The 24,213-nt window shown below is 41.1% G+C and carries 26 protein-coding genes; 17 read left to right on the top strand and 9 right to left on the bottom strand.

Annotated features, from left to right (window positions below; translation table 11 throughout):
* The first annotated feature begins 184 nt into the window (after nt 1–184).
* From KOL94_RS11380 to KOL94_RS11370, 3 genes are all read left to right on the top strand, one after another.
* Nucleotides 185–1,456 carry an ammonium transporter gene (locus tag KOL94_RS11380; protein ID WP_221566542.1) on the top strand — a complete coding sequence of 424 codons (1,272 nt, stop codon included), beginning with the start codon at nt 185–187 and terminating at the stop codon, nt 1,454–1,456.
* A 65-nt stretch (nt 1,457–1,521) separates the two neighbouring features.
* Complete coding sequence (locus tag KOL94_RS11375) at nt 1,522–2,520, top strand: DUF294 nucleotidyltransferase-like domain-containing protein (RefSeq protein ID WP_221566541.1); 999 nt, start codon at nt 1,522–1,524, stop codon at nt 2,518–2,520.
* Nucleotides 2,510–3,244, top strand: a complete 735-nt coding sequence (locus KOL94_RS11370; RefSeq protein ID WP_221566540.1) for an exonuclease domain-containing protein — start codon at nt 2,510–2,512, stop codon at nt 3,242–3,244. The genes KOL94_RS11375 and KOL94_RS11370 overlap by 11 nt, the downstream gene beginning before the upstream one ends.
* Before the next feature lie 59 nt (nt 3,245–3,303).
* Here the strand turns inward: KOL94_RS11370 and KOL94_RS11365 are convergent, their stop codons facing one another.
* The 3 genes from KOL94_RS11365 to KOL94_RS11355 all read right to left on the bottom strand — a co-directional run bounded on the left by KOL94_RS11365 (nt 3,304) and on the right by KOL94_RS11355 (nt 5,573).
* The gene (locus KOL94_RS11365; RefSeq protein WP_221566539.1) at nt 3,304–3,621 is read right to left on the bottom strand and encodes a MerR family transcriptional regulator; all 318 of its coding nucleotides are present in this window, start codon (nt 3,619–3,621) and stop codon (nt 3,304–3,306) included.
* A gap of 291 nt (nt 3,622–3,912) precedes the next feature.
* Nucleotides 3,913–5,079 carry an aminotransferase gene (locus KOL94_RS11360; RefSeq protein ID WP_221566538.1) on the bottom strand — a complete coding sequence of 389 codons (1,167 nt, stop codon included), beginning with the start codon at nt 5,077–5,079 and terminating at the stop codon, nt 3,913–3,915.
* Nucleotides 5,076–5,573 (bottom strand): Lrp/AsnC family transcriptional regulator, encoded by a 498-nt coding sequence (locus tag KOL94_RS11355; RefSeq protein WP_221566537.1) that lies wholly within the window; start codon nt 5,571–5,573, stop codon nt 5,076–5,078. Before KOL94_RS11355 ends, KOL94_RS11360 begins: the two co-directional genes overlap by 4 nt.
* 204 nt (nt 5,574–5,777) lie before the next feature.
* Between KOL94_RS11355 and KOL94_RS11350 the strand changes: the two genes are divergently transcribed.
* Complete coding sequence (locus KOL94_RS11350; RefSeq protein ID WP_221566536.1) at nt 5,778–6,902, top strand: NAD(P)/FAD-dependent oxidoreductase; 1,125 nt, start codon at nt 5,778–5,780, stop codon at nt 6,900–6,902.
* Between the two features lie 33 nt (nt 6,903–6,935).
* Here KOL94_RS11350 and larC2 read toward each other — a convergent pair whose 3' ends face one another.
* Together larC2 and KOL94_RS11340 are read right to left on the bottom strand one after the other, a co-directional pair.
* A complete protein-coding gene (gene larC2, locus KOL94_RS11345; protein ID WP_221566535.1) occupies nt 6,936–7,640 on the bottom strand; it encodes a nickel pincer cofactor biosynthesis protein LarC2 in 705 nt (234 codons plus the stop codon).
* A complete protein-coding gene (locus tag KOL94_RS11340; RefSeq protein ID WP_221566534.1) occupies nt 7,627–7,848 on the bottom strand; it encodes a hypothetical protein in 222 nt (73 codons plus the stop codon). The genes larC2 and KOL94_RS11340 overlap by 14 nt, the downstream gene beginning before the upstream one ends.
* Before the next feature lie 188 nt (nt 7,849–8,036).
* Between KOL94_RS11340 and KOL94_RS11335 the strand changes: the two genes are divergently transcribed.
* From KOL94_RS11335 to KOL94_RS11290, 10 genes are all read left to right on the top strand, one after another.
* Nucleotides 8,037–8,762, top strand: coding sequence for an SDR family oxidoreductase (locus KOL94_RS11335; RefSeq protein ID WP_221566533.1), 726 nt, complete (start codon nt 8,037–8,039; stop codon nt 8,760–8,762).
* Between the two features lie 5 nt (nt 8,763–8,767).
* Complete coding sequence (locus KOL94_RS11330; RefSeq protein ID WP_221566532.1) at nt 8,768–9,832, top strand: S-adenosylmethionine:tRNA ribosyltransferase-isomerase; 1,065 nt, start codon at nt 8,768–8,770, stop codon at nt 9,830–9,832.
* A complete protein-coding gene (locus KOL94_RS11325) occupies nt 9,829–10,173 on the top strand; it encodes a VOC family protein (protein WP_221566531.1) in 345 nt (114 codons plus the stop codon). Before KOL94_RS11330 ends, KOL94_RS11325 begins: the two co-directional genes overlap by 4 nt.
* A gap of 174 nt (nt 10,174–10,347) precedes the next feature.
* Nucleotides 10,348–11,556: a M24 family metallopeptidase gene (locus tag KOL94_RS11320; RefSeq protein ID WP_221566530.1), complete on the top strand. Its 1,209-nt coding sequence runs from the start codon at nt 10,348–10,350 to the stop codon at nt 11,554–11,556.
* Nucleotides 11,557–12,027 carry a hypothetical protein gene (locus KOL94_RS11315; protein WP_221566529.1) on the top strand — a complete coding sequence of 157 codons (471 nt, stop codon included), beginning with the start codon at nt 11,557–11,559 and terminating at the stop codon, nt 12,025–12,027.
* Nucleotides 12,028–12,558: 531 nt separating this feature from the next.
* Entirely contained in the window at nt 12,559–13,089 is a 531-nt protein-coding gene (locus KOL94_RS11310; protein ID WP_221566528.1) for a sigma-70 family RNA polymerase sigma factor, read from the top strand.
* Nucleotides 13,079–14,413, top strand: a complete 1,335-nt coding sequence (locus KOL94_RS11305; RefSeq protein ID WP_221566527.1) for a DUF4179 domain-containing protein — start codon at nt 13,079–13,081, stop codon at nt 14,411–14,413. The genes KOL94_RS11310 and KOL94_RS11305 overlap by 11 nt, the downstream gene beginning before the upstream one ends.
* A 210-nt stretch (nt 14,414–14,623) precedes the next feature.
* Nucleotides 14,624–16,087, top strand: coding sequence for a flavin monoamine oxidase family protein (locus tag KOL94_RS11300; RefSeq protein ID WP_221566526.1), 1,464 nt, complete (start codon nt 14,624–14,626; stop codon nt 16,085–16,087).
* A gap of 176 nt (nt 16,088–16,263) precedes the next feature.
* Nucleotides 16,264–16,683 (top strand): NUDIX hydrolase, encoded by a 420-nt coding sequence (locus tag KOL94_RS11295; protein ID WP_221566525.1) that lies wholly within the window; start codon nt 16,264–16,266, stop codon nt 16,681–16,683.
* A gap of 166 nt (nt 16,684–16,849) precedes the next feature.
* Nucleotides 16,850–17,269 (top strand): organic hydroperoxide resistance protein, encoded by a 420-nt coding sequence (locus KOL94_RS11290; RefSeq protein WP_221566524.1) that lies wholly within the window; start codon nt 16,850–16,852, stop codon nt 17,267–17,269.
* Between the two features lie 141 nt (nt 17,270–17,410).
* Here the strand turns inward: KOL94_RS11290 and moaA are convergent, their stop codons facing one another.
* The gene (gene moaA, locus KOL94_RS11285) at nt 17,411–18,418 is read right to left on the bottom strand and encodes a GTP 3',8-cyclase MoaA (protein WP_221566523.1); all 1,008 of its coding nucleotides are present in this window, start codon (nt 18,416–18,418) and stop codon (nt 17,411–17,413) included.
* A gap of 44 nt (nt 18,419–18,462) precedes the next feature.
* Nucleotides 18,463–19,254, bottom strand: coding sequence for a formate dehydrogenase accessory sulfurtransferase FdhD (gene fdhD, locus KOL94_RS11280; protein ID WP_221567680.1), 792 nt, complete (start codon nt 19,252–19,254; stop codon nt 18,463–18,465).
* Nucleotides 19,255–19,660: 406 nt separating this feature from the next.
* On the opposite strand from fdhD, the gene KOL94_RS11275 reads away from it, so the two are divergent.
* Nucleotides 19,661–20,917 carry an L-lactate MFS transporter gene (locus KOL94_RS11275; RefSeq protein ID WP_221566522.1) on the top strand — a complete coding sequence of 419 codons (1,257 nt, stop codon included), beginning with the start codon at nt 19,661–19,663 and terminating at the stop codon, nt 20,915–20,917.
* A gap of 1,044 nt (nt 20,918–21,961) precedes the next feature.
* Nucleotides 21,962–22,762 carry an SDR family NAD(P)-dependent oxidoreductase gene (locus tag KOL94_RS11270; protein WP_221566521.1) on the top strand — a complete coding sequence of 267 codons (801 nt, stop codon included), beginning with the start codon at nt 21,962–21,964 and terminating at the stop codon, nt 22,760–22,762.
* 57 nt (nt 22,763–22,819) lie between these two features.
* Here the strand turns inward: KOL94_RS11270 and KOL94_RS11265 are convergent, their stop codons facing one another.
* Both KOL94_RS11265 and KOL94_RS11260 read right to left on the bottom strand, forming a co-directional pair.
* On the bottom strand, nt 22,820–23,095 hold the full coding sequence (locus KOL94_RS11265) for an HU family DNA-binding protein (RefSeq protein ID WP_221566520.1): 276 nt from the start codon (nt 23,093–23,095) through the stop codon (nt 22,820–22,822).
* A 215-nt stretch (nt 23,096–23,310) separates the two neighbouring features.
* Nucleotides 23,311–23,496, bottom strand: a complete 186-nt coding sequence (locus KOL94_RS11260; protein ID WP_221566519.1) for a cold-shock protein — start codon at nt 23,494–23,496, stop codon at nt 23,311–23,313.
* 143 nt (nt 23,497–23,639) lie between these two features.
* On the opposite strand from KOL94_RS11260, the gene KOL94_RS11255 reads away from it, so the two are divergent.
* On the top strand, nt 23,640–24,002 hold the full coding sequence (locus KOL94_RS11255; RefSeq protein ID WP_221566518.1) for a hypothetical protein: 363 nt from the start codon (nt 23,640–23,642) through the stop codon (nt 24,000–24,002).
* The last annotated feature ends 211 nt before the right edge of the window (nt 24,003–24,213 follow it).

Raw genomic sequence — 24,213 nt, 5'->3', positions numbered from 1 at the left:
CCCCCGTTATCACGGGTGATTTTTATTAGTTTCATAGAAAAATTTCATAAGAGTGAAAAACTATGTCAGATTTTCTAACATAGAAGTTGATGGTCATATTTAAGAGTATAAAATAAACACAACAAGGTTGATGTTAGATTTTATAACATTTACTGACAATAAATCTGACATAGGGGGATTATTCATGGAAGACATCATGTTTTCATTAAATAGTGTCTGGTTGATGCTAGGAGCGATTTTGGTGATCTTTATGCAAGGAGGGTTTATTTTACTCGAAGCAGGATCAACCCGCATGAAAAATGCCGGTCATATTGCAGGTAAAACCATCTTTACGTTTGGGATTGCATCTATTGTGTTTTGGGCATTGGGATATGGGTTCATTTTTGGGGAAAATGGAAACTTTTTTTTCGGGTTTTCTGACTTTTTCTATTCGGGTTATGAAATAGAAGGAATGAGTTATTCAACTGCAGCTTACTTTGTGTTCCAGCTTGCTTTTGCCGGTATTTCATTGACGATTGCATTTGGAGGGTTTGCTGAGCGGGCGAAACTTTCTGTCTATGTTGTTTTCGCTATCCTGTTCTCTGCACTCGTTTATCCTGTAGTGGCACACTGGATTTGGGGCGGCGGCTGGTTGGGGGAACATGGAAAACAGGATTTTGCAGGTTCTACTGTTGTCCATTTGACAGGAGCGATGGCTGCTTTCGCTGCAACCATTCTTTTGAAACCAAGGCTGGGAAAGTTCAATAATAATGGGACTGCCAACAATTTATATGGCCACAATCAAGTTTTTACCGCTTTAGGTGTCCTCGTTTTATGGATTGGCTGGTTTGGTTTTAATGCCGGCAGTACATTTGTCGTCGATGATGGATTTTTCGGATTTGTAGCGTTGAATACCAATTTAGCAGCTGGGGCTGGGGCAGTTTCTGCTTTGATCATATCATGGATGGTTCTGGGGAAATCGGACATAGCGACCATGTTGAACGGGGCGCTCGCAGGACTCGTTGCCATAACTGCATCGTGTGCTTTTGTTGAAACGTGGGCTGCGGTTGTCATCGGTTTAGTTGCAGGTGTACTTGTCTTCTATAGTATGAAGATTTTCGAAAAACTTAAGGTAGATGATCCGATTTTTGCACTGTCAGTTCATGGTGCTGCCGGGGTATGGGGGACATTGTCAACTGGATTGTTTGCTACGCCTGAATTGGCGACAGTTGGATTGCCAGGTTTATTTTATGGTGGCGGATTAACACAGCTCGGAGTGCAAGCAATGGGTGTCGCGGTATCGGGTGCTTACGCATTTGTGGTATCATTCGTACTCTTATACATCATGAAAAAAACAATGAAAGGATTACGTGTCACTGAAGAAGAAGAGATTATGGGCTTAGACTTAAGCGAACATGGATCCTACGGGTATCCAGAAGCCTTTTTAACAAAAGAAAAGAAAAAGATAAGCAGCTAACCTTTGGCAGAACAAGGAGGTAGACTCAAGGTCACCTCCTTTAAAGGTTGGAGGAGGTGTGAAAAATGAGTAAACTTGAAGCTTATGGTCCATATGAAACACTGAAAAATTGGCATGACTGCCATATTGAAGGTCAACAGACTAGTAATAGTGAATTGAATCAATTTCATGACAAGGTTATGCTGAAACTTTTTGATATTGCATTAAGTGTAGTTGAGGAAAAATCAGGCCCTCCTCCTTGCCGATTTTCCTGGTTTGTCATGGGGAGTGCAGGTAGATTTGAACAAGCGATTGTCAGCGATCAAGATCATGGTTTGATTTATGATGCATCAAACGAGGAAACGAGGGAGTATTTCCTAGAGTTGGGCAGAGAAATCTCCTTAGGCTTGTATGAAATTGGGTATCCGTATTGTGACGGAGATGTGATGAGTTCAAATCCGTTATGGTGTAGATCAGAGCAAGAGTGGGAAAGGCAAATTGAAGAATGGTTGGAAGAAGAAAGTTTTGAATCCATTCGTTTTTTGTTGATCTTTTATGATGCAAGGGTTCTGGCTGGGAAAAAGAACGGGATTACCCGTTTAAAGCAGCAATTGCAGCAATATATTGAGAGCAGACCTCATTTTTTATACCGGTTGTTCGAAAATACCAGGCATGTTAAGAAATCAGTTGGCGTATTTCGTCAAATATTGACCGAATCACATGGATCGCATACGGGGTATATTGATTTGAAACATTCAGGATTCTTCCCTTATATAAATGCGATCCGTTTATTGGCAATCAAAGAAAATTTGGTCGAAACATCTACATTGTCAAGGCTAGTGAAGCTTTGTGAATTTCCTGAATATAATAAGTTGGAGCGCTACAAGGTTTATTTTGAAAAGTTGTTGCAATTTCGGCTGCCACATCGCGAAGTTTCAGAAGTATATGATGATGTTCATTACCTGGATGTGAAAAAGCTTGACAAAAATGAAAGAAATGAAATCAAACAAGTCTTGTTGAATGGAAAAAGACTGCAGGATTATACCGGAACCGTTATCAAAAGGATGTTGGAAAATGAAAATTGATCCCATCATCCAGTTTATGAAACAGGTACAAGGTAAGGTAAGTTCAAGTATTTATGCACCGTTACAAGGACAAACCAATCCGCAGCATCTTGCCTTTTTAAGACGTTTGGATAAGGAAATGAAAGCCGTAGAAAGTTTATCAGTCCCTTTAAAACATTTGAAAGTCGTTGTATTCGATTTAGAAACGACCGGTTTCTATCCTGATCAAGGTGATGAAATCATCTCGATAGGTGCGATAAAAGTGAAGGGTGGCACCATCCAACACAACGACACCTATTATTCGCTTGTACGATGCGATCGTAAACTTCCAACTGAAATAATAGAGCTTACTGGAATAAAAAACACGGATTTGAAAGATGCTCCCGATCTTCATCAAGTCCTTATCGAGTTTTATGATTTTGTAGGAGGGGATGTGCTTGTGGCGCATCATTCAAACCATGAAAAAATTTTCCTCCAGCACACAAACTGGAAACTATTCCGATCGCAATTCAAACACCGAATTGTGGATACTTCATTTTTATTTAGAATTGCTGAGCGAAATATCAACCTGGTCCGATTAGAAGATTGCTGTGAATATTGTGGGATTCCTGTCATCGAACGCCACAATGCGCTAGGGGATGCGAAATTGACTGCACAATTATGGTGTTTCTATCTGGACAAAATTGAGAATCTAGGATACAAAACCTTGCAAGATTTGTATGAAAGGCTTTCGCTTGAATTCTGATGCGGGACCATATTAAACGCACAGTGAATAACTGGTGTCAAGGATCGGTTCCAGTTATTCTATTTTCGTAAATTGAAATGTGCGTTTAATTGGCCGCGAATCATTTTGTTGAAATCTTCTTTTGTTTGTTTTTGTTTTCTAGACATTTCTTTTTTTATTTCATAGGTCTGGACCCCGTCTTCAATTTGATTTGCAATTTCCATCAGTGTTTCCACATCGGAAAACGAATATTTTCGTGTACCCCGCTCTGTCCTTTCCGGGAATATCAATTTTCTTTCTTCATAATACCGAATTTTACGTTCGGATAACCCTGTTATTTTACTAATGATTCCAATGGACATCACTTTTTTATCTTTGTAAGATTTGTCAGTTGACATATCTTCACCTCTTTTGAATTGACAAAAACAAATGTGAAATTTCTTTAACCTGGAGGTTTATATGGTACATAATAATACACTAATTTTTAAAAGACACCAAAAGTTATGTGAGATTTTCTGACATGGTTTTATTCGTGCACGAAAATTCATGCGAAAAATCTTACATTTGGATTAACTGTGATATTTATAAGTGAGACATTATGAGGGGTAAGATATATGAAGGTGGTAAGTTAGGGAGGGATAGCTTCCCACCCATAATTAATCATGTTTTACAGCACCAGTTTTTCCTGGTCAAATTCGTTTCTCCACAAATCGTTTCATGCGTTTCATAGCTTCATCAAGCTGTTTGATGGATGTCGCGTAGGAGCAGCGGATGTATCCCTCGCCATTGGCTCCGAATACATTACCTGGTACGACAGCAACATGTTCTTCTTGCAACAGCTGCTCTGCGAATTCAGATGAGGTTAACCCGGTTGCTTCAACGGATGGGAATGCATAAAATGCTCCGCCCGGATTTGGACATTTCAACCGAATTTCGTTCAAGCTGCTGACGATAAAATTCCTTCTTTGTTTATAGCTTTCAACCATGTCATTGACACTTTGTCTTCCATTTTTCAGAGCCTCTAAGGCAGCGTGCTGTGCCATCGTCGGGGCACACATCATCGTGTACTGATGAATTTTCACCATGGCGGCGATTAATTGAGCTGGTCCTGCCGCATAGCCGAGTCGCCATCCTGTCATGGCAAATGCCTTTGAGAACCCGCTGATCAGAATGGTCCGCTCTTTCATTCCAGTAATGGAGGGGAAACTTGTGTAATCCTCGTCATACGTGAGTTCGGCGTATATTTCATCTGATAGTACGAGCAGGTCATGCTTTTCGATCATTTCCGCCAGTTGTTCTAATTCTTCTTTCGATAAAAAGGTTCCAGTCGGGTTGTTCGGGTTACATAGCATGATCGCTTTTGTATTAGGCGTAATGGCGGCTTCAATTTGTTCCGGTTTTAGTTTAAATTCATCTTCCGCTTCGGTTTGGATTGTGACCGGTGTTCCTCCAGCCAGCTTTACGGTAGGCACATAAGCAACAAAGCTCGGTTCTACAACGATGACTTCATCACCAGGATCGATCACCGCCCGTAGAGCAAGGTCGATCGCCTGACTTGCTCCAACAGAAACAATGACCTGGTCATATGGATCATATCTCAAGCGGTAATTTTTGCTTAAATAGGTGCTGATTTCCTTGCGTAACTCAATCATACCTGCATTCTCAGTATAGGAGGTGTAGCCATGCTCAAGGGCATGGAAGCTTTGTTCGATGAAATTCCACGGCGTTACGAAATCAGGCTCACCTACTCCGAGGGAAATGACATCTTCCATCTGAGCTGCTAAATCAAAAAATCGGCGAATGCCTGATGGTTTTAACCCATCTACTTTTTTGGATACATACGAAATTTGGCTCATGGTGATACCACGATTCTTTTGTCATCTTCGTCAGCATCCTCTAAGATGATGCCATCATGCTTATATTTTTTTAAAACAAAATGTGTCGTTGTTGATAGTACGGAATCGAGCGTAGACAATTTTTCAGAAATAAAATGTCCGATTTCCATCATCGTTTTTCCTTTCACTGAAACTGACAAATCATAAGCGCCGGACATTAAATAAACGGCTTTAACCTCTGGAAAACGATAAATACGCTCCGCCACTTTATCAAAACCGAAACCACGAGCCGGGGTCACTTTTACATCGACCATAGCTGTAACCTCTTCCTCATCCAAAACCTTTGCCCAGTCAATAAGCGTCGAATAGCCGAGAATGACTTTCTTTTTCTCGAGTTTGTCGATCAGTTCCTGGATTTCATCTATCCTTTTACCCATTAACTTCGCAATTTTGTCTAATTCTAAATTGGCGTTGTTCTCAATTAATTTTAACAATTCCACTTCGAACTCTTTCATTGTCACACCTACTTTTTATTTTACATATGAACCATTCTATCAGGATTAAAGCCTATTTCCTAGGTGATTCTTTCAAGGAAAAGTTGATTCAATACTCGATCTATTGATATGGAAAATAGATGATCGTCGGGGATGGGACAAATTGTGTCGGTAAAACCAGTCATGTAAAATAGCTGTAAAACGACTGAAAAAAGGTGTTATTTCATGGGAAAAATTATCGTGGTAGGTGCGGGAATTCTCGGTGCCTCTACAGCTTATCATTTATCTATAGCTGGAGCAGAAGTGATCGTGGTTGACCGGAAAGACAATGGACAAGCGACTGAAGCGGCCGCGGGGATTGTCTGCCCTTGGCTTTCACAGCGTCGAAATAAAGCCTGGTACCGTCTGGTCAAAGGAGGTGCGAGGTATTACCCTGCACTGATCAAGGACCTGGAAGCTGATGGTGTGACGAATACGGGATACAGCCGTGTCGGGGCGATCAGTCTACATACGGATGAGAATAAATTAGAGAAGATGGTCGAACGAGCATTGAAACGAAGGGAGGATGCTCCTGAAATCGGGGAAATTACCCGGTTGACTCCTGCTCAGACGAAGGAACTTTTTCCACCGTTATCTGAGGATTATGCATCGGTCCATGTCAGTGGTGCAGCACGTGTGAATGGTGGCGCCTTAAGGAAGGCACTGATCCAGGCGGCCGAAAAAAACGGAGCGACAACCTTAGATGGAGATGCCGAACTTATCCATGAAGGAAGCAGAGCAACCGGTGTAAAAGTGAATGGCGAAACGTTTGATGCTGATCAAGTAATCCTCACGACTGGTGCGTGGTCGAAGGAACTTCTGCAACCATTGGGGTGGGAATTCAAACTCTACTCGCAAAGAGCTCAGATCATGCATCTGGAAATCCCGGATACCCAAACGAGCGGATGGCCCGTTGTGATGCCTCCTAATAACCAATACCTTCTCAGTTTTGACGACGGAAGAATCGTGGTAGGTGCAACACATGAAGATGAGGTCGGCTTTGATCATCGCGTAACTGCGGGGGGAATCCGAGAGATTTTGGATAAAGCTCTTGATGTGGCACCCGGGTTGAACGATAGTACCATCCTTGAGATGAGAGTTGGCTTCCGTCCGTTCACCCCAGGATTTCTGCCAATCATCGGTCCAGTGCCAAAAGTAGAAGGCTTATTACTTGCCAATGGGCTCGGCGCATCTGGTCTTACCAGCGGTCCTTATTTAGGTTCAGAACTTGCTAAACTGGCTCTTGGAAAAAAGCTTGAGCTTAATCTTGATGACTATGATGTGGCTGTTGCTTTGTCCGAGCTGCAATAAGTGATAATAGGAAAAGATGGTTCTAGATCATGTCTAGAGCCATCTTTTTTGCTTGTTCATACACTCTTTTGAATGAAATTTCCTATTTATCAGCCAGAAGTCTGCAGTTATTAATTCCGGTGAAACCTGAATGATTTTATTCTTGTGAATCCCTAGTTTTACAGTGATGGTTCCCCACTCTGTTTCCACCTTAATGAACTTTCTTCCTAAGCGGTGACATGAGACAGTATAAGAACGGACACCCAGACTTGAGGTTTCCTCAAATAGTAATGATTCTAGTCTTTCCATTTGTTCAGAGGAAGCAAGGACAGACAATTTATAGGAAGGTCGGTTCTTTTTCATCGTAATCGGTGTGAAAAAAACATCACTAGCCCCATTATTTAAAAGAACTTCTAATGTATAGCCCATCATTTCCCCAGTACAATCATCGATATTGGTTTCCAGCATGATCATCTCACCATGTTCTGTACGATGCGCAGGATCATTTTCACTTATTTCAAAGAGAGTGGTTATTTGATTTCCGCACTGGCCATGGTGACTCTTTTCAAATAACAGTGGTTCTCGTGAACATGTGACATAGTCAGCGAGAAAGAAAGAGGCAGGATAGGATAAGGATGCCTCTTTTATAATGGTATAGGGAATGGCTTTTAATCGCTGGTTATGAACAGGATTTTGAAGATCCCTTTTGGTTATATCAAGCGTTTCGACCAATTCGATCGTTATATTAAAGGTTTCCATCAGCCATAACACACATCGATACGTGAGTAATTCTTCTTGATCGAGGGTTATCGGTTAGTCCAGGGAGCTGGTCTTGCTTCTCCGGATTTCTGTTTTCCATCCATTCACAATACGTTTCTGAATACTCCTGTACATAAGGAATCGTCAATAAAGCTTCATATACGCTTTGCATCATCAAACCATTGCTGGCAAGCATTTTTAATCTCATCATAAACCACCTGAAATTTATTGTTAGTTATAGTTTAACACGTTTCTACATCTGTGGTCGTAGAGCGGTCTTAGACTTTTCATCGGTCCATTTCGGTAGGAAAAGTTCAACCTCGGTTCTGACGAAAAGAAACGCCTTCTTCAATAAACTAAAACTAAGAAATCAAACAATTAAGGAGTTGTTTATAAATGAAGGAAAAACAAGTCGTCATGATTACCGGAGCATCTAAAGGGCTAGGAAGAGCAGTCGCAAGAGCATTTGCTAGCAATGGAGCGAACCTTGCAATTTGCGCTCGGGGTGAAGTGAATCTGAATGAGGTGACAAAAGAACTCGAGACATTAGGAGCTGAGGTCCTTGCCGTAACAGCTGATGCATCCGATCCTAGAGATATCGAGCGTTTCGTTTCGCTGACAGAATCGAATTTCGGAAAAATTGATGTGCTTATCAACAATGCTTCCAGACTCGGACCTAGTCTAATGCCGTATCTAGCGGATTATCCAGGGGAGGATTTTCTGGATGTTTTGCGTGTCAATGCGGAAGGTCCTTTCAGGCTTACCAAACGCGTTTTGCCAGGTATGCTACAACGAGGATCTGGCTCAATCATCAACGTTACCTCTGAAGCAGGGAATGTTGGTTATGCAGGCTGGGGGGCATATGGGGTTTCCAAGTTTGCATTGGAAGGATTGACGGAAATTTGGGCGGATGAATTGGAGGAGACCGGTGTCCGCATCAATATGGTCGACCCAGGTGAGATGAATACGGAAATGCATGATCTTGCTGTACCGGATTGTGATTATGAGCTTGCAGAACCAGAAGATTTGACGGATGTTTTTCTTTATCTCGCATCTGAAGAATCGAAGTACGAAAATGGAAAACGGCTAGAAGCGCAAAGCTTCGTCGTAGAGAAGAGGTGAATGATATGGCGTTAGCTGCAAAGAAACCGATGAAATTTCATCTCCCTGGTGAATTGAATGCCTCAATGCCTCCAGAAGTAAGAGGGATGAGACGTGATCATGTCAGAATGATGGTTCTCGATCGAGTCAATGGAAAAACCAGGCATGATCATTTTCATCACTTAGAAACCTATCTGGATAAAGGTGATTTGCTTGTTTTGAATATAAGCCGTACACTCCCAGCTTCTTTTAGGGTGAAAATAAGAAGAGACTGCAGGGTCGTTCAAGAAAATGTTGAAATCCGGCTTGCGCAACGGAAGAGTAATTCAGTTTGGAAGGTTCTGATTGTGGACGCAAAGGTTCAAAAAAACGACGTCCTTGTTTTTTCTCCGAACCTGACTGCTTTCGTACGATCGATGAACAAAACTGAGCCGCTTGTGACCATCTGTTTTTCATCAAGAGGGAATGAGCTATACAATCAGTTGTATATGTTAGGAGAGCCGATCCGTTATGAATATATCCACCACGATTGGAGTCTCGAACATTATCAAACGGTTTACGGGACTGTTCCGGGATCTGTTGAAATGGTTTCGGCAGGAAGGGCGTTCAGCTGGGAAATGCTGCTTCGTCTAAAGAAAAAAGGTGTAAAGGTTGCGACCATTACCCTCCATACCGGTTTAAGCTATTTTACAAACGATCAGTGGCAAGTAGGTCCAGCTGATAGTCTTGAAGAATATGAAGTTCCAGGTGAAACAGTCCATGAAATCAATGAAACGAAACAATCAGGGGGCAAGGTGATTGCGGTAGGGACTACGGTCGTCCGTGCACTTGAATCCGCTGTCGATCAGCAAGGCGACTCGGTTTCGAAAAAAGGATGGACGAACCTGCACATCCACGAAGACTATTCCCTGAACGTCGTTGACGGCCTCATCACCGGGTTCCACGAACCAGAGGCAAGTCATCTTGATATGTTGTCAGCGTTCATTTCACCTCGTCTTTTGAAAAATGCCTATCAGGATGCGATTCGGGAAAAATACCTATGGCATGAATTTGGAGATATGAACCTCATCATTAGGGGAGTTGTACGATGACCTTCCACCATGTCGCAATCGAAACGAATCGCATGGAACGAGCTGTCCGTTTTTACGAAAAACTCGGGTTTAAGTATGAATCTGAAATCGAGCTGTTAGGTGAAAAAATCATCTTCTTGCAACTGAATGGATTTCGTCTGGAACTTGTTTTGGTCGATAAAAGCTTGAAGTTGACGTCGAACAAACACATTGCATTTGAAGTGGAAAATCTTGATGCTATGCTTGAGAAAAATCCGAAATTCACGTTGTACGATGGGCCGTATTCATTTGAGAATGGATGGAAATCGGCTTTCATATTGGGACCGAGCGGAGAAATCATCGAATTGCTTCAAACGAACTAAGATGGATGTGGGATTGCATCCATCTTTTATTCGTTTTACAAAATTATTGAGCGGATTTACAAATAAACCCATCAGAATTACAAAAATGATTGGAAAGGGCAGTAAATAATTTCACCTGTTAGCAGGACTATCATCACCTTTTCTCTAATTATCCATATAGAGAGGGGGAGGGTTATGACAGTTGCGCGTGCACAGATCGTCCATGAAAAATTGGAAGCTGCAGTCAAATTACTGGGTTTACATAATGTAGATACATGGCTCATTTTAACGAGGGAGGGCTATGATCCAAGCCTGCCATTTGTGACGGATATCCTGCCAAATGATAAAACTGCAATCTTCATCCATAAAAGTGGATCACACCAAGCCATCGTTTCAAAAGAAGATTATGAGGCTTTTCAACAGACGGAAGTCTTTTCGGACGTCATTACATATGACGAGCAAATGGATGAGGTGTTCGTGAAAGTGTTCCACACACTTGATCCTCAAAAATTGGCGTTGAACATTTCGTACTATGATCATTTGTATGATGGACTCTCATTTGGCCTTTATCAATGGTTAGAGCAGTTGATTGGACCGGTGAAAATGCAACAGATTGAAGTGTCGAGTGAACCGATCCTGCAACAATTGCGATGTGTAAAATCGAAAGCAGAAATTGAAGCGGTGAAAAGAGCGATCAACCACACTACGGATATTTTTGAGGAAGCATTCAGGAAAATACAAGTGGGGATGACGGAAAAAGAAATAGGACAGCTGTTTGTGGATGGAATGAAATCAAGAGGTGTCACAAACGGACTAGGGAAGCCTTATGATTTGCCACTTGTTTGCATTGTACGGTGTGGACTTGCTCATCGGAAACCGAGTGATCATACGGTCAAACCGGGGGATCTTGTGATCGTCGACTTCAGTTTACGGTGCGACGGCTATGTATCAGACATTGCGAGAACGTGCTATTTCTTGAAAGAAGGCGAAATTGCACCGCCTGAAGATGTGCAGAAAGCTTTTGAGGCTGCCCTTGAGGCGATTTCCAGATCAATCGATACATTAAGGCCCGGAAGGAAAGGTCATGAGGTCGATGCAGTTGGCCGGGCATGTATTGAGGAACATGGGTACCCGACAATCCGTCACTCAGTTGGACATCAGGTCGGTCGGGCGACACATGATGGGGGGACCATCCTTGGACCAAGAAGGACACCACCTCGTCCCCAGGTGGAAGGGAAGATCCAGCCTGGAGAGATTTATGCGATTGAACCGACCGTCATACAGGATAATGGACTTCCTTGTATGCTGGTCGAAGAGAATATCCTGGTAACTGATCATGGGCCAGAAGTATTAAGCAAACGTCAGCTACAAATCATCACAATCCCATATGAAGGGGTGAAATGAATGAGTCTTCAAATAAAGAATTTGCAGAAATCAGTAAAGGTGTTAAAAGAACAGCAAATCGACCTCTGGCTCATTTTTACAAGTGAGGGGAGTGATCCATGTCTGCCGTTCGTAACAGGTGTTGAAACCGTTGGACCTGGAGCTTTTCTCATAACGAGTGATAATCGGAAGCTTGCAGTCTGCAGTTCGATCGATGCCCAGGACATCGAAGAATGTGGTTTATTTGATGAGGTCAGGACGTACCAGCAGGGTGATCTTGACGAAACCTTGAAAGTAGTAGTTGAAGAAATTGCTCCTTCTAAAATAGCAATCAATTATTCTGAAAGATTTCCACTCGCCGATGGACTCACAACCGGACGATTCAGATGGTTGAAGGACATGCTTCAAGACATCTATAGCGGAGAGTACGTATCTTCAGAAGTAATCTTAAGAAGAATATCCATCGAAGAACCCCCTGTTTTTAGTATATGAGTCATACGTTCTTGTAACGGAGGCAAAAGCTGAGGATATGTTTGGATATCTTCAGCTTTTTCTTATGGACAGAACTCTTCCATGTAGCAGGTGTAATTCAGACCATAAGATTGCATTTCTTTCAAGGTTTACAATAACATCCTTAACTTACCAATATTCATTTTTGGGTTTGTCCCCTTTTAACGTTTTACTGACTATGATAATAGGTTTATGCATCGCTATTCTTGGCTTTTTGATCGCCCCTTATTTGGTAAATTATAAGAAAATCATGAATTAGATTTTCATAAGAACTTATATGTCGTATATCCTTAGGGATCACCAGTTTATATTTAGGATAAGTCTAAACCGCTCCAATCTTTTTTGGTGATGATGTCCTCTAATACCCTCGAAATCTTGGTAACCTCCGTTAGATTATAGACTTCTAGAGTCGAATATCTAAACATCAGAATTCAATTATTTTATATCAATTAAAACTTTTTTGGCATCTGATTTGTCTTATACTTAGAAGAAGAAAGAAACAGGGGGGAAATCATGGGGGAGGAACTTGTAAAAAGAGCGCAGCGCGGCGACGAAGACGCTTTTACAGAAATCATACATACTCATAAAAAACTGCTCTATCATGTCGCCTATAGATATTTACATAATGAACATGATGCGCTTGAAGCCATTCAGGAAACGACCTTCAAAGCATACCGTTCCATAGGGAAACTTAAAGATCCTTCCTTAGCAAAAGCGTGGCTGCTGAGGATTCTGACAAACTATTGCCTGAATGAGGTTCGGAAAAAGAAACGGATGATCCATGACGAGTGGTTGATAGAAAACGAAGAAGGACTTTCTGACGAATTTGATCTCAATGAGCGTATAGTGCTAAAAGAAAAGGTCCTGAACTTGAAGAAAAATCTTCAGAAGGTGATTTTTCTAAAGTATTATCAAGGATTCACTACAAAAGAGATTGCTCAAATTTTAGATAGACCAGAAAGTACGATAAAGACATGGGTTTATAAAGCACTAAAACAATTACGCATGCAGTTGGAGAGAGAAGGTGCTGCTGATGGACGATAAACAAATACGTACACCTGAGTCGATTGACCAATACATTCAAAACGGAATTCAGAAAGGAAAACGATATAAACGGATCCAGAGAAGATCGATTGTCAGCCTCGCAACTTCAATGGCACTGATACTGTTGTTCATTACCAGCGTGCGCATCTCACCAGCGTTTGCCGATACAATCAAGACATTACCCGGAATGCAAGTGATCGTCAAGATGATCCAGGGAGACAAGGGCTTGGAAGATGCAGTTTCAAATGATTTCATTCATGAGGTGAATAAAAAAGACACACATGAAGGAGTCACTCTATCTGTGGATCGAATCATCGTTGATCAAGCAAGGATGATTATTTTCTATTCTGCTGAAACCGCTGGGGATCATGAATATTTGCGATTGCACCGTATCAAACTGCTGGACGGGAATGGAGAAGAAATACAAGCAGGTTTTGCGTACGGAGATCCGCTTGAAAGCGAAAATCTACAGGAAAATAAGAAAATGAATGGAAAAATTGTTGCGACATTTGCAGAGGATGTTCAAGTACCAGAAGTAGTCCAGTTGAAGGTAATTTTACAAGATGCAGATTCTCCTTCCGCTATCCATACTGAAGCCAGGACACTGGATTCGGAATGGAATATCGAGATTCCAATCAAGGAAGAATGGTATGCGGATACACGAGAAACCATTGAGATTATGGAAACGGTTGAGATGGAAAAACAGAAAATCCATTTCGAAAAAGCTGTAATCGATCCTACGCTGATTGCACTTCACATCAAATATGATGAAACAAATGAGATGCAACTCTTCAGGTTTGATGATTTGAAGCTGATGGATGACACGGGCCAAGTGTGGGAGCCGATTCAGAATGGTATAATCAGTTCGGGCGAAGATGACGACTTTACGCTATACTTTCAGAGCAACTATTTCCGGAAGCCTGAGGAGCTTTATTTGTCCGGCAGTTCAATCAGGGCAATTGATAAGGATGAACAAGAAGTTGTTGTCGATCTTCAGGATGAAAAGCTGACCAAAACGCCAAGCGATAGGAGGATCCAATTGGATCAAATCAATCGTGAAGGTGTGGATGTTCAGTTTGATTTTGCGATAAGGATGGGAAAACAAGATAAAGATCATCACTATGAAATTTTTGATAGCTTACCTGTCAACCTTGACCAAAACGGGGAAAGGGCTCAAAATGGGTATTCTCGTTCAGATGAAAATCCACTTATTATGCAAAACTATTACACAGTGTACAATCCCGAAAACACCAAAGAGATTGTACTCAAAATCATCGATTATCCGAATCGCATCCAAGACCGCTTCAAAATTAAAATCAAATAGCTATATTCTTAACGGGACTGTTCCAACTGAACAGCTCCATTTTGCATGCAGTAATTTTTATAATAAAACTATAACGCTTCTAATTTCTTGTTCTAATATTGAAAGCCATGACTATCCGACTGCATCTTCAATATAGCGGGATAATGTTGAAAAGGTATACATAAAATGAATCATTTACATTTATTTCCTTTAAGATTAAGGGGGATGGAAATGGTCAATTACCTTTACCCGCATCTGACACCCGATGTATTGCAAGCTGCAATTGACACAGGTCTCCAAAAAACAGAGAACCCTAAAAAAGTAACTGTCGTTGGTGCTGGCATGTCTGGGTTAGTTGCAGCATCACTTTTGAAACAAGCTGGCCATAATGTCACTGTCCTGGAAGCCAGAGAGCGGGTAGGGGGCCGAGTCTTTACGATGCGCCATCCTTTTATGAATGATCAGTATTGTGAAGCTGGAGCGATGAGAATTCCGATGAACCATTACTTGACCCTTGGATACATCAGAAAGTTCAAACTTAAGATGAATCGTTTTATCAATTCGACCCCTAATGATCTTGTCTACGTCAATGGAATAAAGACGAATTCGGCTTTTTATAATGCCAATCCTGATTCATTAGGTTATCCCGTCGCACCGGATGAACGGGGGAAAACAGCTCTCCAATTAATCAAAAAAGCCCTTCATCCGCTGATTACATTCATCCAACAAGATCCAATGAACAATTGGCCCTATGTCATTCGTGAATTTGAAAAGTATTCTTTGTCGAACTTTTTAAGGTATAATCCGATTGGTGATTCTCTTTCACCAGGTGCCATCGAAAAAATTTATGTCTTTTCTGGCGTAGAGGGGCTTCCGGAGCTTTCTCTTTTGGAAATATTACGGGAATATATGGTTCTTTTTGATGAAAATCTATCCTTTTACGAAATAACAGGTGGTAATGATCTTTTGCCGCAGGCTTTTGTGCCAGATCTTAAGCCGAATTTGCGCTTTTCACAAAAGGTGACTAAGGTAGTACAAGATCAATCCAAGGTTACAATCCATACGTTCCATACCAAAACGTTGGAGCATCATAGCTATTCGAGTGATCTAGCAATTCTTACACTGCCTTATCCAGTATTACAGTTTGTGGAATTTGCACCGCATAAAAGCCTGTCCCATTATAAAAGGCGTGCAATCAGAGAACTCCACTCTGTACCTTCAACTAAAATCGGACTACAGTTCAAGCATCGTTTTTGGGAAAATGCAGGTCATTTCGGAGGTCAATTGGTCACAGATTTACCGATACGAAACGCTTATTTTCCGAGTCACGGATTTAGATCGGAGGCTGGAGTTTTACTTGGCAGTTATACTTGGGAGGACGATGCGATGGTTTGGGTGGCGATGCCTGAAGAGAAACGGATCCATTACACGTTGAAAAACCTTGCCAGAATATTTGGAGATGCCATACATCATGAATATATTGCTGGAGCTGTATACAGCTGGGCTACTGACCCTTTTGCAGCAGGGGCCTATACAATGTTCAAGCCGAATCAGGAAAGTGAGCTGTTTCCTCATCTAGGTTCACCTGAAGGGCGTTTGCATTTTGCTGGAGCGCATACAAGTGTACCTCATGGCTGGATCCAGGGCGCTATTGAGTCCGGGATAAGGGCTGCTATGGAAGTGAACGAACGCTAGTATTTTTTTTGGAACGTAAAGGAACAAGAAATTTTTATTGCATTTAAAGAAAGTATAAAAATACTTTCTTCAATATAAGTACAACTAAGGCTCAGCCATGCCGAAGGCTTGGCTTTCCCAAGTTTTCTTTAAAACTATCTATTGGAGATTATCTAATTAGGAAGGGACAAGGTATAGTGGAACGAGTAGATGTAGCTTATTCACTCATATTTGATGAACAGAAGAAAAAAGTATTGATGGTACATAACACGAAGTATGACAATTGGACGTTGCCTGGGGGTGCAGTAGAAGATGGTGAAACTTTGGAAAAGGCTGCAGTTCGGGAAGCATGGGAAGAGACGGGATTTACAATCGAAGTGGAGAATCTTGTAGCAGTTAATGAAGCTTTCATGACAGAAAATGGCCATCATGCTGTATTCTTCACATTTAAAGCAAGAATCATCGAGGGTGAGATTTCGATTCAAGATACAGAGACTATTACCGGTGTAAAATGGATGGATATCCGGTCAGCTAATGAATGGATGTCCTATCATCCAAATGGAATTGAGCGTCTTCTGGAAAATTCCATCCCGTATGTATTTCAAGGCACAGTATGACAGATCAGCTGACTACTCCTAGAAAAGTGTTTTAAAAAGTAGATTTGCAGGAAAGATAATTGTATAGCGTTATTGCTTTCTATGAAATTCACAAGTAATTTTTCGCTTAAGAACCTTTCTTCAAGTGTAAAAATCAATAGTAAATTTTTAAAAGGAGGAGATCAAGATGAGTGACGTATTGTTTACATCACATGCAACAGCAAAAGGTGGAAGAAAAGGACATGTCAAATCAGATACCGGGCAAATCGACCATGACCTTGTTATGCCCACAGATGATACGGATAAGGAAGGGACAAACCCTGAAGAGTTATTCGCAGCTGGATATTCAGCATGTTTTGATGGCGCTCTAAATTTAATGGCTTCTAGAGAGAAAAAAGAAATCGACTCGACTGTGACTGCAGATGTCAGTTTTATGAAGGATTCAAGTGACAACGGTTTTAAGATTGGTGTCACCCTGAATGTTGAAGTGAATGGCGTTAGTCAAGAAGATGCAGAAGACTTGGTGAAGAAGGCACATGATTTTTGTCCTTATTCAAAAGCGACCCGAGGTAATATTGACGTTAAATTTAATACGAAAGCGGTATAAAAACACTACGTGAAACTGGCCTTTATGGCCAGTTTTTTACTTTATAGCGTCCTTTTATTCAATATTGGTGATTTCCACGTAAATCTCTCCATTCATCGGGCGAACATTTAAAAGAGCCCAAAAAGATGACTGCTGATGCAGTCATCCTCCGATATGGGACATTTCCACTTTAGATTTTCTTTTCGTGTGTGCCGTTCTCTCCTCGGAATAGCGGTCTTTCCGATTTGTCCATATCCCTTTGATGATTTCCTTCATTTCATCATCAGTAGCCCCGTTTCGCATAGGGCCGCGCAAGTCATGTCCTTTCGATGAGAAAAGACAGGTGAAGAGTTTTCCTTCTGCAGAAAGTCTAGCCCGGTTGCACGATGAACAGAAAGCATCTGTGACTGAGGAGATGATACCGATCTCGTCATCGGATCCTTTGTATCGGTACCTCGTCGCTACCTCACCTTTATAATTGGGTTTGATAGCGTCAAGTGGCATTTCTTTATTGATCCGTTCTATGATCGCGCTTTTTGAAAAGACGTCATCCATCTTCCAGCCATTCGAATTGCCGACATCCATATACTCGATAAACCGGATGATGATGCCTTGTTCACGGAAATACTTGGCCATCGGCACTATATCCTGGTCATTGACTCCTTTTTGGACGACCATATTCATCTTGATTCCTAGACCTGCTTCTCTAGCTGCGTCAACACCTTTTAAAACCGTATCCACTGAAACATCGCGTCCATTGATTTTCTTGAAACGTTCGTCATCCAGTGTGTCCAGACTAATTGTTACACGATTCAGACCTGCAGCTTTCAATCGTTGCGCATACTTCGGCAAAAGAGAACCATTGGTCGTCATTGCGATGTCTTCAATATCATCAATTGAAGCGAGCATCTCGATCAAACTTGGCAAATCTCTCCTCATTAAGGGTTCGCCGCCTGTAATACGTATCTTTTTGATCCCAGAAGTGTCCTGGAATAGTTGAGCTAATCTCGTAATCTCTTCAAAACTCAATAGCATATTCTTTTTTAAAAATACGTAATCAGGACCGAATATGTCAGCAGGCATACAGTAATGACACCTGAAGTTGCAACGGTCAGTAACAGAAATCCGTAAATCACGAAGTGGACGTTGAAGTTGGTCCCAAACGTTCATAGAGGGATGTCACCTCCTTGATGGATTGGAAATTCGTTGGAAATTCATACAACCCGTTCTGGGTGTGTATATACATTCATCTTAGTTCCTCTAATAAAGCCAGCCGTTGTTATATTCAAGTCTTCAGCAGCTTGGAGAGCAAGTTCAGTAGGTGCGGATTTTGAGAGTAAAATGCCAACTCCGATCTTTGCAGCCTTCATAAGAATTTCAGAAGAAATCCGTCCACTGAAAACAAGGATTTTATCTTGTACTTTGATCTTGTTCATTAAGCAATGTCCGTAAAGTTTATCAAGGGCATTGTGTCTGCCGATATCTGTACGTGAAACGATGATTCCCTCTTGCGTACATAAGGCAGCATTGTGGACTCCCCCTGTTTCGTGAAATGTACCGCTTGATGATTGAAGCGCGTTCATCAGGTTGATGCATTGCTTAAACGTAATCTTTTCTTTTGACATCGATGATTTTGCGGTTCTTACATCATTTTGGAAGTAAAAGGATTGTCTGCTTTTACCGCAACATGAGCCGATGAATCGTTTCGTATGATCGTGAATCGAAGGAGTAATTTCTGCTGTGGTTTCAATATAGGCAAATCCTTTATCTTCATCCAGAGAGATCGAAGTAACATCACGTTCAAAAATACGGATGATTCCTTCTGATGCAAGAAAACCAATCACCATTTCTTCAAGGTGAATGGGTGTACATACCATTGTAGCAAACTCATTGCCATTCACCCTAATGGTAAGCGGATATTCTGTAGCGACCACATCTTCTTTTTCTGTCACTTTTCCATCCTGGTAGGATTTGATTTTGCGTCTAGTTGTCATGATCTCTTCCATCGTATCCCTCGTTCCATTGTTCATCGGTTTCTTTCTCCATTATATCTCATTTCCATGTTTTATGTGGTTAAGGTGTTTGAGACATGGGGCTGAAAAATGACTATATTGGGAAAACTCTTCTCATATTCAATCAATTTTTGAAGTGAAAAAAGCGGAATTTTCCCAATAACGGATTAGAGAATCCCGTGTTATACTTAAGTAGACAATCCCCTTAATACTCTGACACCGCCCATACCTTTTTTGGTGCAAGCATGCGTTGCTTGCACTCTTTTTTTGTGCAATTTCCTTTCGAAAATCAAAAAATTTGTTATGAATACGCTTACATGATATTATTTCAAAAAATCATCGCAGAAATTTTCACCAGCAAGAGCTGCTTCACAAATTTTAAAATGTGAGGGGAGATAATGTGTCGAATAAGGTGAAAAATCGTTGGTTGATTGCTTTGAGTGGTGTGGGAATTCATTTGTCAATCGGATCGGTGTACTCCTGGAGTGTTTTTACGAAGCCATTGATGAATCAATTCGACTGGAGTTTGAGCAGAGTTTCCTGGACGTTCAGTATTGCGATTCTGTTCCTTGGCCTTGCAGCAGCGTTCATGGGACATTTTGTAGAAAAGCATGGTCCGAGGAAATCAGGTATCATCTCAGCGTTCTTTTTTGGATTCGGACTTATGGGATCAGGACTCGCGATCAATTTTGAATCTCTTATTCTCCTTTATATTGGATACGGTGTATTTGGTGGAATCGGACTAGGAATTGGATATATCGCACCTGTATCTACATTAGTGAAATGGTTTCCAGACAGGAGAGGTCTTGCGACAGGACTTGCGATCATGGGCTTTGGATTTGCTTCATTAATTGCCAGTCCGGTGATCAATTCATTAATCCATCTCGTAGGTATAGCAGGAACTTTTTATACGCTAGGTATCGTGTATTTAGCAATCATGCTCTTGTCATCCTCGTATCTAGCACCACCTCCAGAAGGGTGGAAGCCTGAAGGTTATGAGCAAACGATGGAAAAACGTAAAAATAAGACACAGGACCTTTCACAGCTTACTGCGAATGAATCTCTTAAAACAAGACGGTTTTGGTTTTTATGGCTGATGTTATTTATCAATGTTACATGCGGGATTGCAATAATATCTGTTGCATCGCCGATGGCCCAGGAAATTGCCGGTTTAAGTGCGGCAGCTGCAGCTACGATGGTCGGAATCATGGGTCTTTTCAACGGTTTGGGTCGGATTGGCTGGGCTTCTTTATCCGATTACATCGGCCGGCCGAACGTATACACAACATTCTTCCTGATTCAGATTGTTCTATTTCTACTATTACCAGTGACAACGGCAGCCTTATTATTCCAGATTTCAATATTTATGATATTGACGTGTTATGGCGGAGGTTTTGCTTCTATCCCAGCTTATATTGGAGATTTGTTTGGAACCAAACAGCTTGGGGCGATCCATGGATATATTCTAACTGCCTGGGCTGCAGCTGGATTAGCAGGACCCGTTATTGTTTCTTGGCTGCGTGAAGTGACGAATAGCTATACACTGACCCTTTATATTTTTGCTGGAGCATTTTTAGTGGCACTTCTCGTGTCGATCCTTATTCGTTTTGATATCAAGAAACTAAAAAAGGAAAATAAAGACAGATTAGCGAGTTAGCAGTCAAGTTTCCTGTTACTAATACAAAATGAGTATAAATCGAGATATTCTCACGTTGTTTTTTGAGGGTAGGAAAGTTGGGAAAATTTTTGTTGAGAAACATCAATTTTTCTAGGTGATTTTCAATTGTTTTCCCAATAACAAACACTTTAGCACCGTGTTATACTAAAGTAGACAATCCCCTTAAAACTCTGACACCGCCCATACCTTTTTTGGTGCAAGCTCTCGTAGCTTGCACTCTTTTTTTGTTTTAAAAAATTAGCACTCCCTTTCCGCGGGCTTGAGAAAAGCAGAAGCGACCCGTTTAGTTACGAAGGTCACTAGAAAACTGACGAGGAGGCTCGAACCAAACAAAGGCTTGGTTCTGCGTGGGCTCACTCATAAGGATGTCAATCAATGTGTCGACCGCCACAGGAAGTTTGAAGTGATCCAAGTGACTGGTCGCTGAGCTAGACATCACTTCCATTGCATTTGCTCTAAATCCGCAGATCCTTTAAAAGATGGGGGTCTCGGCTGGCTCGTTAGTCCCTTAGGGTTGTCGAGAATTTCACTGGAAATCAACCAAAGTCGTTAGAACCTAAAAGTTAAGTTGAATTTCGGGAAATCACAATTCATGAAAACATACAGCTTCAGTGTAAGACTGTTTTATATAATATTTCCACTGCCATAAGCTTTCACCACCTTCCTTTACAACCTTCCATTAACAACCAACTTTTTAAAAAACAACCTTTCAAAAAAGCCTTGTGAAAAGTTCTTAAAACAGTACTGGAAGACGAACACTATAATTAGAAATGTCAACACGAATTGAATAAACATAAACATTTTTTCGGTAAATGAATCATCATTGGTTTATATCCATCAAACTGAGGGTAAATTGTTATTGTTTATAGATACCAGCAGATTATGGATTCAACGGGGATCGACTCATCAATAAGGGATCGGCTATTTTCACACCACTGAGCTGTGTCTTTTGAATGTGTCGGTCCAATCCATGATTAAAAATTTGGATTTTTAAGTTTCTTAAAAGGTAAAGGAGCGGCGGCGATGAATGTTTTTGCAATTGATGCACTGGAAAATCGACATGTTATTGTAACTGGTGCTAGTGGAGGGATTGGGAGCGAAACAGCCAAAGCTGTGGTGAAGATGGGTGGAAAAGTGACAATCACCGCAAGAGATGAAAAGAAGTTGGACCTGTTGAAACAAGAACTTACAGAATATACACCACTGGACAATATTAATCTACATATAGCCGACTTGACGAGTGAAAATGAACAAAAGCATCTTGTAGATAAGGCGATTGAAAAGCTTGGTCCAGTGTATGCATTGGTGAATTGTGCAGGAATAGCTGGTGGCGGAATTGTTGATGACACGTCGAAGGAAGAGTTGGAATTCATCATGGACCTGAATTACACGTCAGCAGTCATGTTGACAAAATTCGTCTATCAAAGTATGAAACAGCATAAACGTGGCGCCATCATCAATGTTTCGTCGTTATCAGGCTTAAGAGGAACCTATGGGAATACGGCATACGCTGGTTCTAAATTCGCACTGATTGGATTCACGCATTCTTTCGCGTTGGAGGCGATCGAAAACGGAGTAAGAGTCAATGCCGTTTGTCCAGGTTATGTAAATACGCCAATGGGCATAAAAGCAATCGAAAAGAGGGCAGTGCGTAACGGAATCACTTTTGAGGAACAATTGAAAAATATCGAAAATGAATATCCGTCAGGGAATTTGACCCAGCCAGAGGAGGTTGCCAATACGATTGCATACTTGCTTACCGATGCAGCTCCCAACATTATCGGAGAATCGGTTAAAATTTCTGGTGGAAGTGTCATGCGGTAGAAAAAGCAAAAGGGACTAACCTAGTCGGTATAGTCCCTTATTTTTTCTTCTGATAAGCTATGCTCTTACTGCTTCTTTCAGCTGTTTACCAGGCTTGAATGCTGGAGTACGTGTTGCAGGAATTTGAATGACTTGACCTGTCTGTGGATTACGTCCTTTTCTTGCTTGGCGTTCACGGACTTCAAAACTACCAAACCCGATCAGCTGAACGTTTTCTCCGTTTGTTAGTCTTTGAGTAATCGCATCAATAACTGCATTGACAGCTGTAGTTGAATGTTTTTTGGATAATCCTGTTTGTTCAGCAACCTGTTGAATCAAATCACGTTTGTTCATTTTTTATTCCTCCTTGGATATTGTTCAATAGAATATTATGTATCTACCATTCTTGCCGGTTTTGATTTTTATATACATCCATCCTCTAAAAACTCAAAAAAAAATCCAGGACGGTAAAAATGCGGATCGCTTGTGGGAATTGAATGGATGTCCTTAAATTCAAAAAAATAAAGGAAGGCTGACCCTTTAAAAGGATCTTCCTTCCTGTAAATGGTTTATGATAGTTCCGGTAATATTCGCACTTCCGACTTCATTGGTGAATTACAGAGTGGACAAGCTGGGTCAGAATCAAACGTCAACCCATCTCTCATCCATCCAGAACAATTATCGTTTGTACAGCTCCAAACTTTCGTTTCCACTTCAGGGATTGGTTCTTGTTGATTCTTTGAGAAAAATGCCATTGCTTCCACCCTCTTTATCTTAGTATCTCTATTATAACCAATTTTACAAAATAATATAGTTCAGAAGTTCAAGGTAAAGGTGAAAAAGGTCATGAAATGTTTCAGATCATACATATTAATTAACATTTAGGGGGGCGAATTTAATGGAATTATCGAATAAAGTTACAATATCGTTCACACAGATCTGGAGTGATATCCAACGGTTTCTTGAAAACAACCGAAAGTATTTTGAAATTTATCGCGTTAAAGCTTGGATTTGGAGTGTTTTTGTTCCAATCATTCTTTTTGTTCCGACTTACCTATTGCTTGCAGCATTTGATCAATTCAATTTCACCTCAATCGTACAGTTTTTCTTAAGTCTTTTTCTATTTATCACTTGGATTGTGACCCCAGGAATGTTTTTATATATCAATAAAGACCGTCATATCATCTCTAAAATATGGCTATGGACATGGCTTGGATTGAATCTAGCCTTCATCATGATTTGGATTATTGTTTTCACATGATTAATTGGACTACCAGAAGGGTGGTGCTTTTACAGGCTATCCTATTTTTGTTTTGTAAAAGGGTCTGGTTCGGACAGAAAGTGGAAGAAAGATTGAAAGATACTGTCTCGGTTAGGCGTGTATTGGGACAGGTGAAAGAGAAAATAGCGAGAGCTTGTCTCGATTATGGCGTTCATTGGGACAGGAGAAGTAGTAAAAAGTGAAGCCCTGT

The sequence above is a fragment of the Alkalihalobacillus sp. TS-13 genome, from assembly GCF_019720915.1.
Taxonomy (GTDB): Bacteria; Bacillota; Bacilli; order Bacillales; family Fictibacillaceae; genus Pseudalkalibacillus.
Note: the sequence above shows the minus strand (reverse complement) of the source record. Positions and strands in the feature narration are given on the sequence as shown.

Bases quoted from the DNA above. Each gene is read 5' to 3' on its own strand.
- KOL94_RS11380 (WP_221566542.1), top strand. From the start codon at position 185: ATGGAAGACATCATGTTTTCATTAAATAGTGTCTGGTTGATGCTAGGA.
- KOL94_RS11375 (WP_221566541.1), top strand. From the start codon at position 1,522: ATGAGTAAACTTGAAGCTTATGGTCCATATGAAACACTGAAAAATTGG.
- KOL94_RS11370 (WP_221566540.1), top strand. From the start codon at position 2,510: ATGAAAATTGATCCCATCATCCAGTTTATGAAACAGGTACAAGGTAAG.
- KOL94_RS11365 (WP_221566539.1), bottom strand. From the start codon at position 3,621: ATGTCAACTGACAAATCTTACAAAGATAAAAAAGTGATGTCCATTGGA.
- KOL94_RS11360 (WP_221566538.1), bottom strand. From the start codon at position 5,079: ATGAGCCAAATTTCGTATGTATCCAAAAAAGTAGATGGGTTAAAACCA.
- KOL94_RS11355 (WP_221566537.1), bottom strand. From the start codon at position 5,573: ATGAAAGAGTTCGAAGTGGAATTGTTAAAATTAATTGAGAACAACGCC.
- KOL94_RS11350 (WP_221566536.1), top strand. From the start codon at position 5,778: ATGGGAAAAATTATCGTGGTAGGTGCGGGAATTCTCGGTGCCTCTACA.
- larC2 (WP_221566535.1), bottom strand. From the start codon at position 7,640: ATGGAAACCTTTAATATAACGATCGAATTGGTCGAAACGCTTGATATA.
- KOL94_RS11340 (WP_221566534.1), bottom strand. From the start codon at position 7,848: ATGAGATTAAAAATGCTTGCCAGCAATGGTTTGATGATGCAAAGCGTA.
- KOL94_RS11335 (WP_221566533.1), top strand. From the start codon at position 8,037: ATGAAGGAAAAACAAGTCGTCATGATTACCGGAGCATCTAAAGGGCTA.
- KOL94_RS11330 (WP_221566532.1), top strand. From the start codon at position 8,768: ATGGCGTTAGCTGCAAAGAAACCGATGAAATTTCATCTCCCTGGTGAA.
- KOL94_RS11325 (WP_221566531.1), top strand. From the start codon at position 9,829: ATGACCTTCCACCATGTCGCAATCGAAACGAATCGCATGGAACGAGCT.
- KOL94_RS11320 (WP_221566530.1), top strand. From the start codon at position 10,348: ATGACAGTTGCGCGTGCACAGATCGTCCATGAAAAATTGGAAGCTGCA.
- KOL94_RS11315 (WP_221566529.1), top strand. From the start codon at position 11,557: ATGAGTCTTCAAATAAAGAATTTGCAGAAATCAGTAAAGGTGTTAAAA.
- KOL94_RS11310 (WP_221566528.1), top strand. From the start codon at position 12,559: ATGGGGGAGGAACTTGTAAAAAGAGCGCAGCGCGGCGACGAAGACGCT.
- KOL94_RS11305 (WP_221566527.1), top strand. From the start codon at position 13,079: ATGGACGATAAACAAATACGTACACCTGAGTCGATTGACCAATACATT.
- KOL94_RS11300 (WP_221566526.1), top strand. From the start codon at position 14,624: ATGGTCAATTACCTTTACCCGCATCTGACACCCGATGTATTGCAAGCT.
- KOL94_RS11290 (WP_221566524.1), top strand. From the start codon at position 16,850: ATGAGTGACGTATTGTTTACATCACATGCAACAGCAAAAGGTGGAAGA.
- moaA (WP_221566523.1), bottom strand. From the start codon at position 18,418: ATGAACGTTTGGGACCAACTTCAACGTCCACTTCGTGATTTACGGATT.
- fdhD (WP_221567680.1), bottom strand. From the start codon at position 19,254: ATGGAAGAGATCATGACAACTAGACGCAAAATCAAATCCTACCAGGAT.
- KOL94_RS11270 (WP_221566521.1), top strand. From the start codon at position 21,962: ATGAATGTTTTTGCAATTGATGCACTGGAAAATCGACATGTTATTGTA.
- KOL94_RS11265 (WP_221566520.1), bottom strand. From the start codon at position 23,095: ATGAACAAACGTGATTTGATTCAACAGGTTGCTGAACAAACAGGATTA.
- KOL94_RS11260 (WP_221566519.1), bottom strand. From the start codon at position 23,496: ATGGCATTTTTCTCAAAGAATCAACAAGAACCAATCCCTGAAGTGGAA.
- KOL94_RS11255 (WP_221566518.1), top strand. From the start codon at position 23,640: ATGGAATTATCGAATAAAGTTACAATATCGTTCACACAGATCTGGAGT.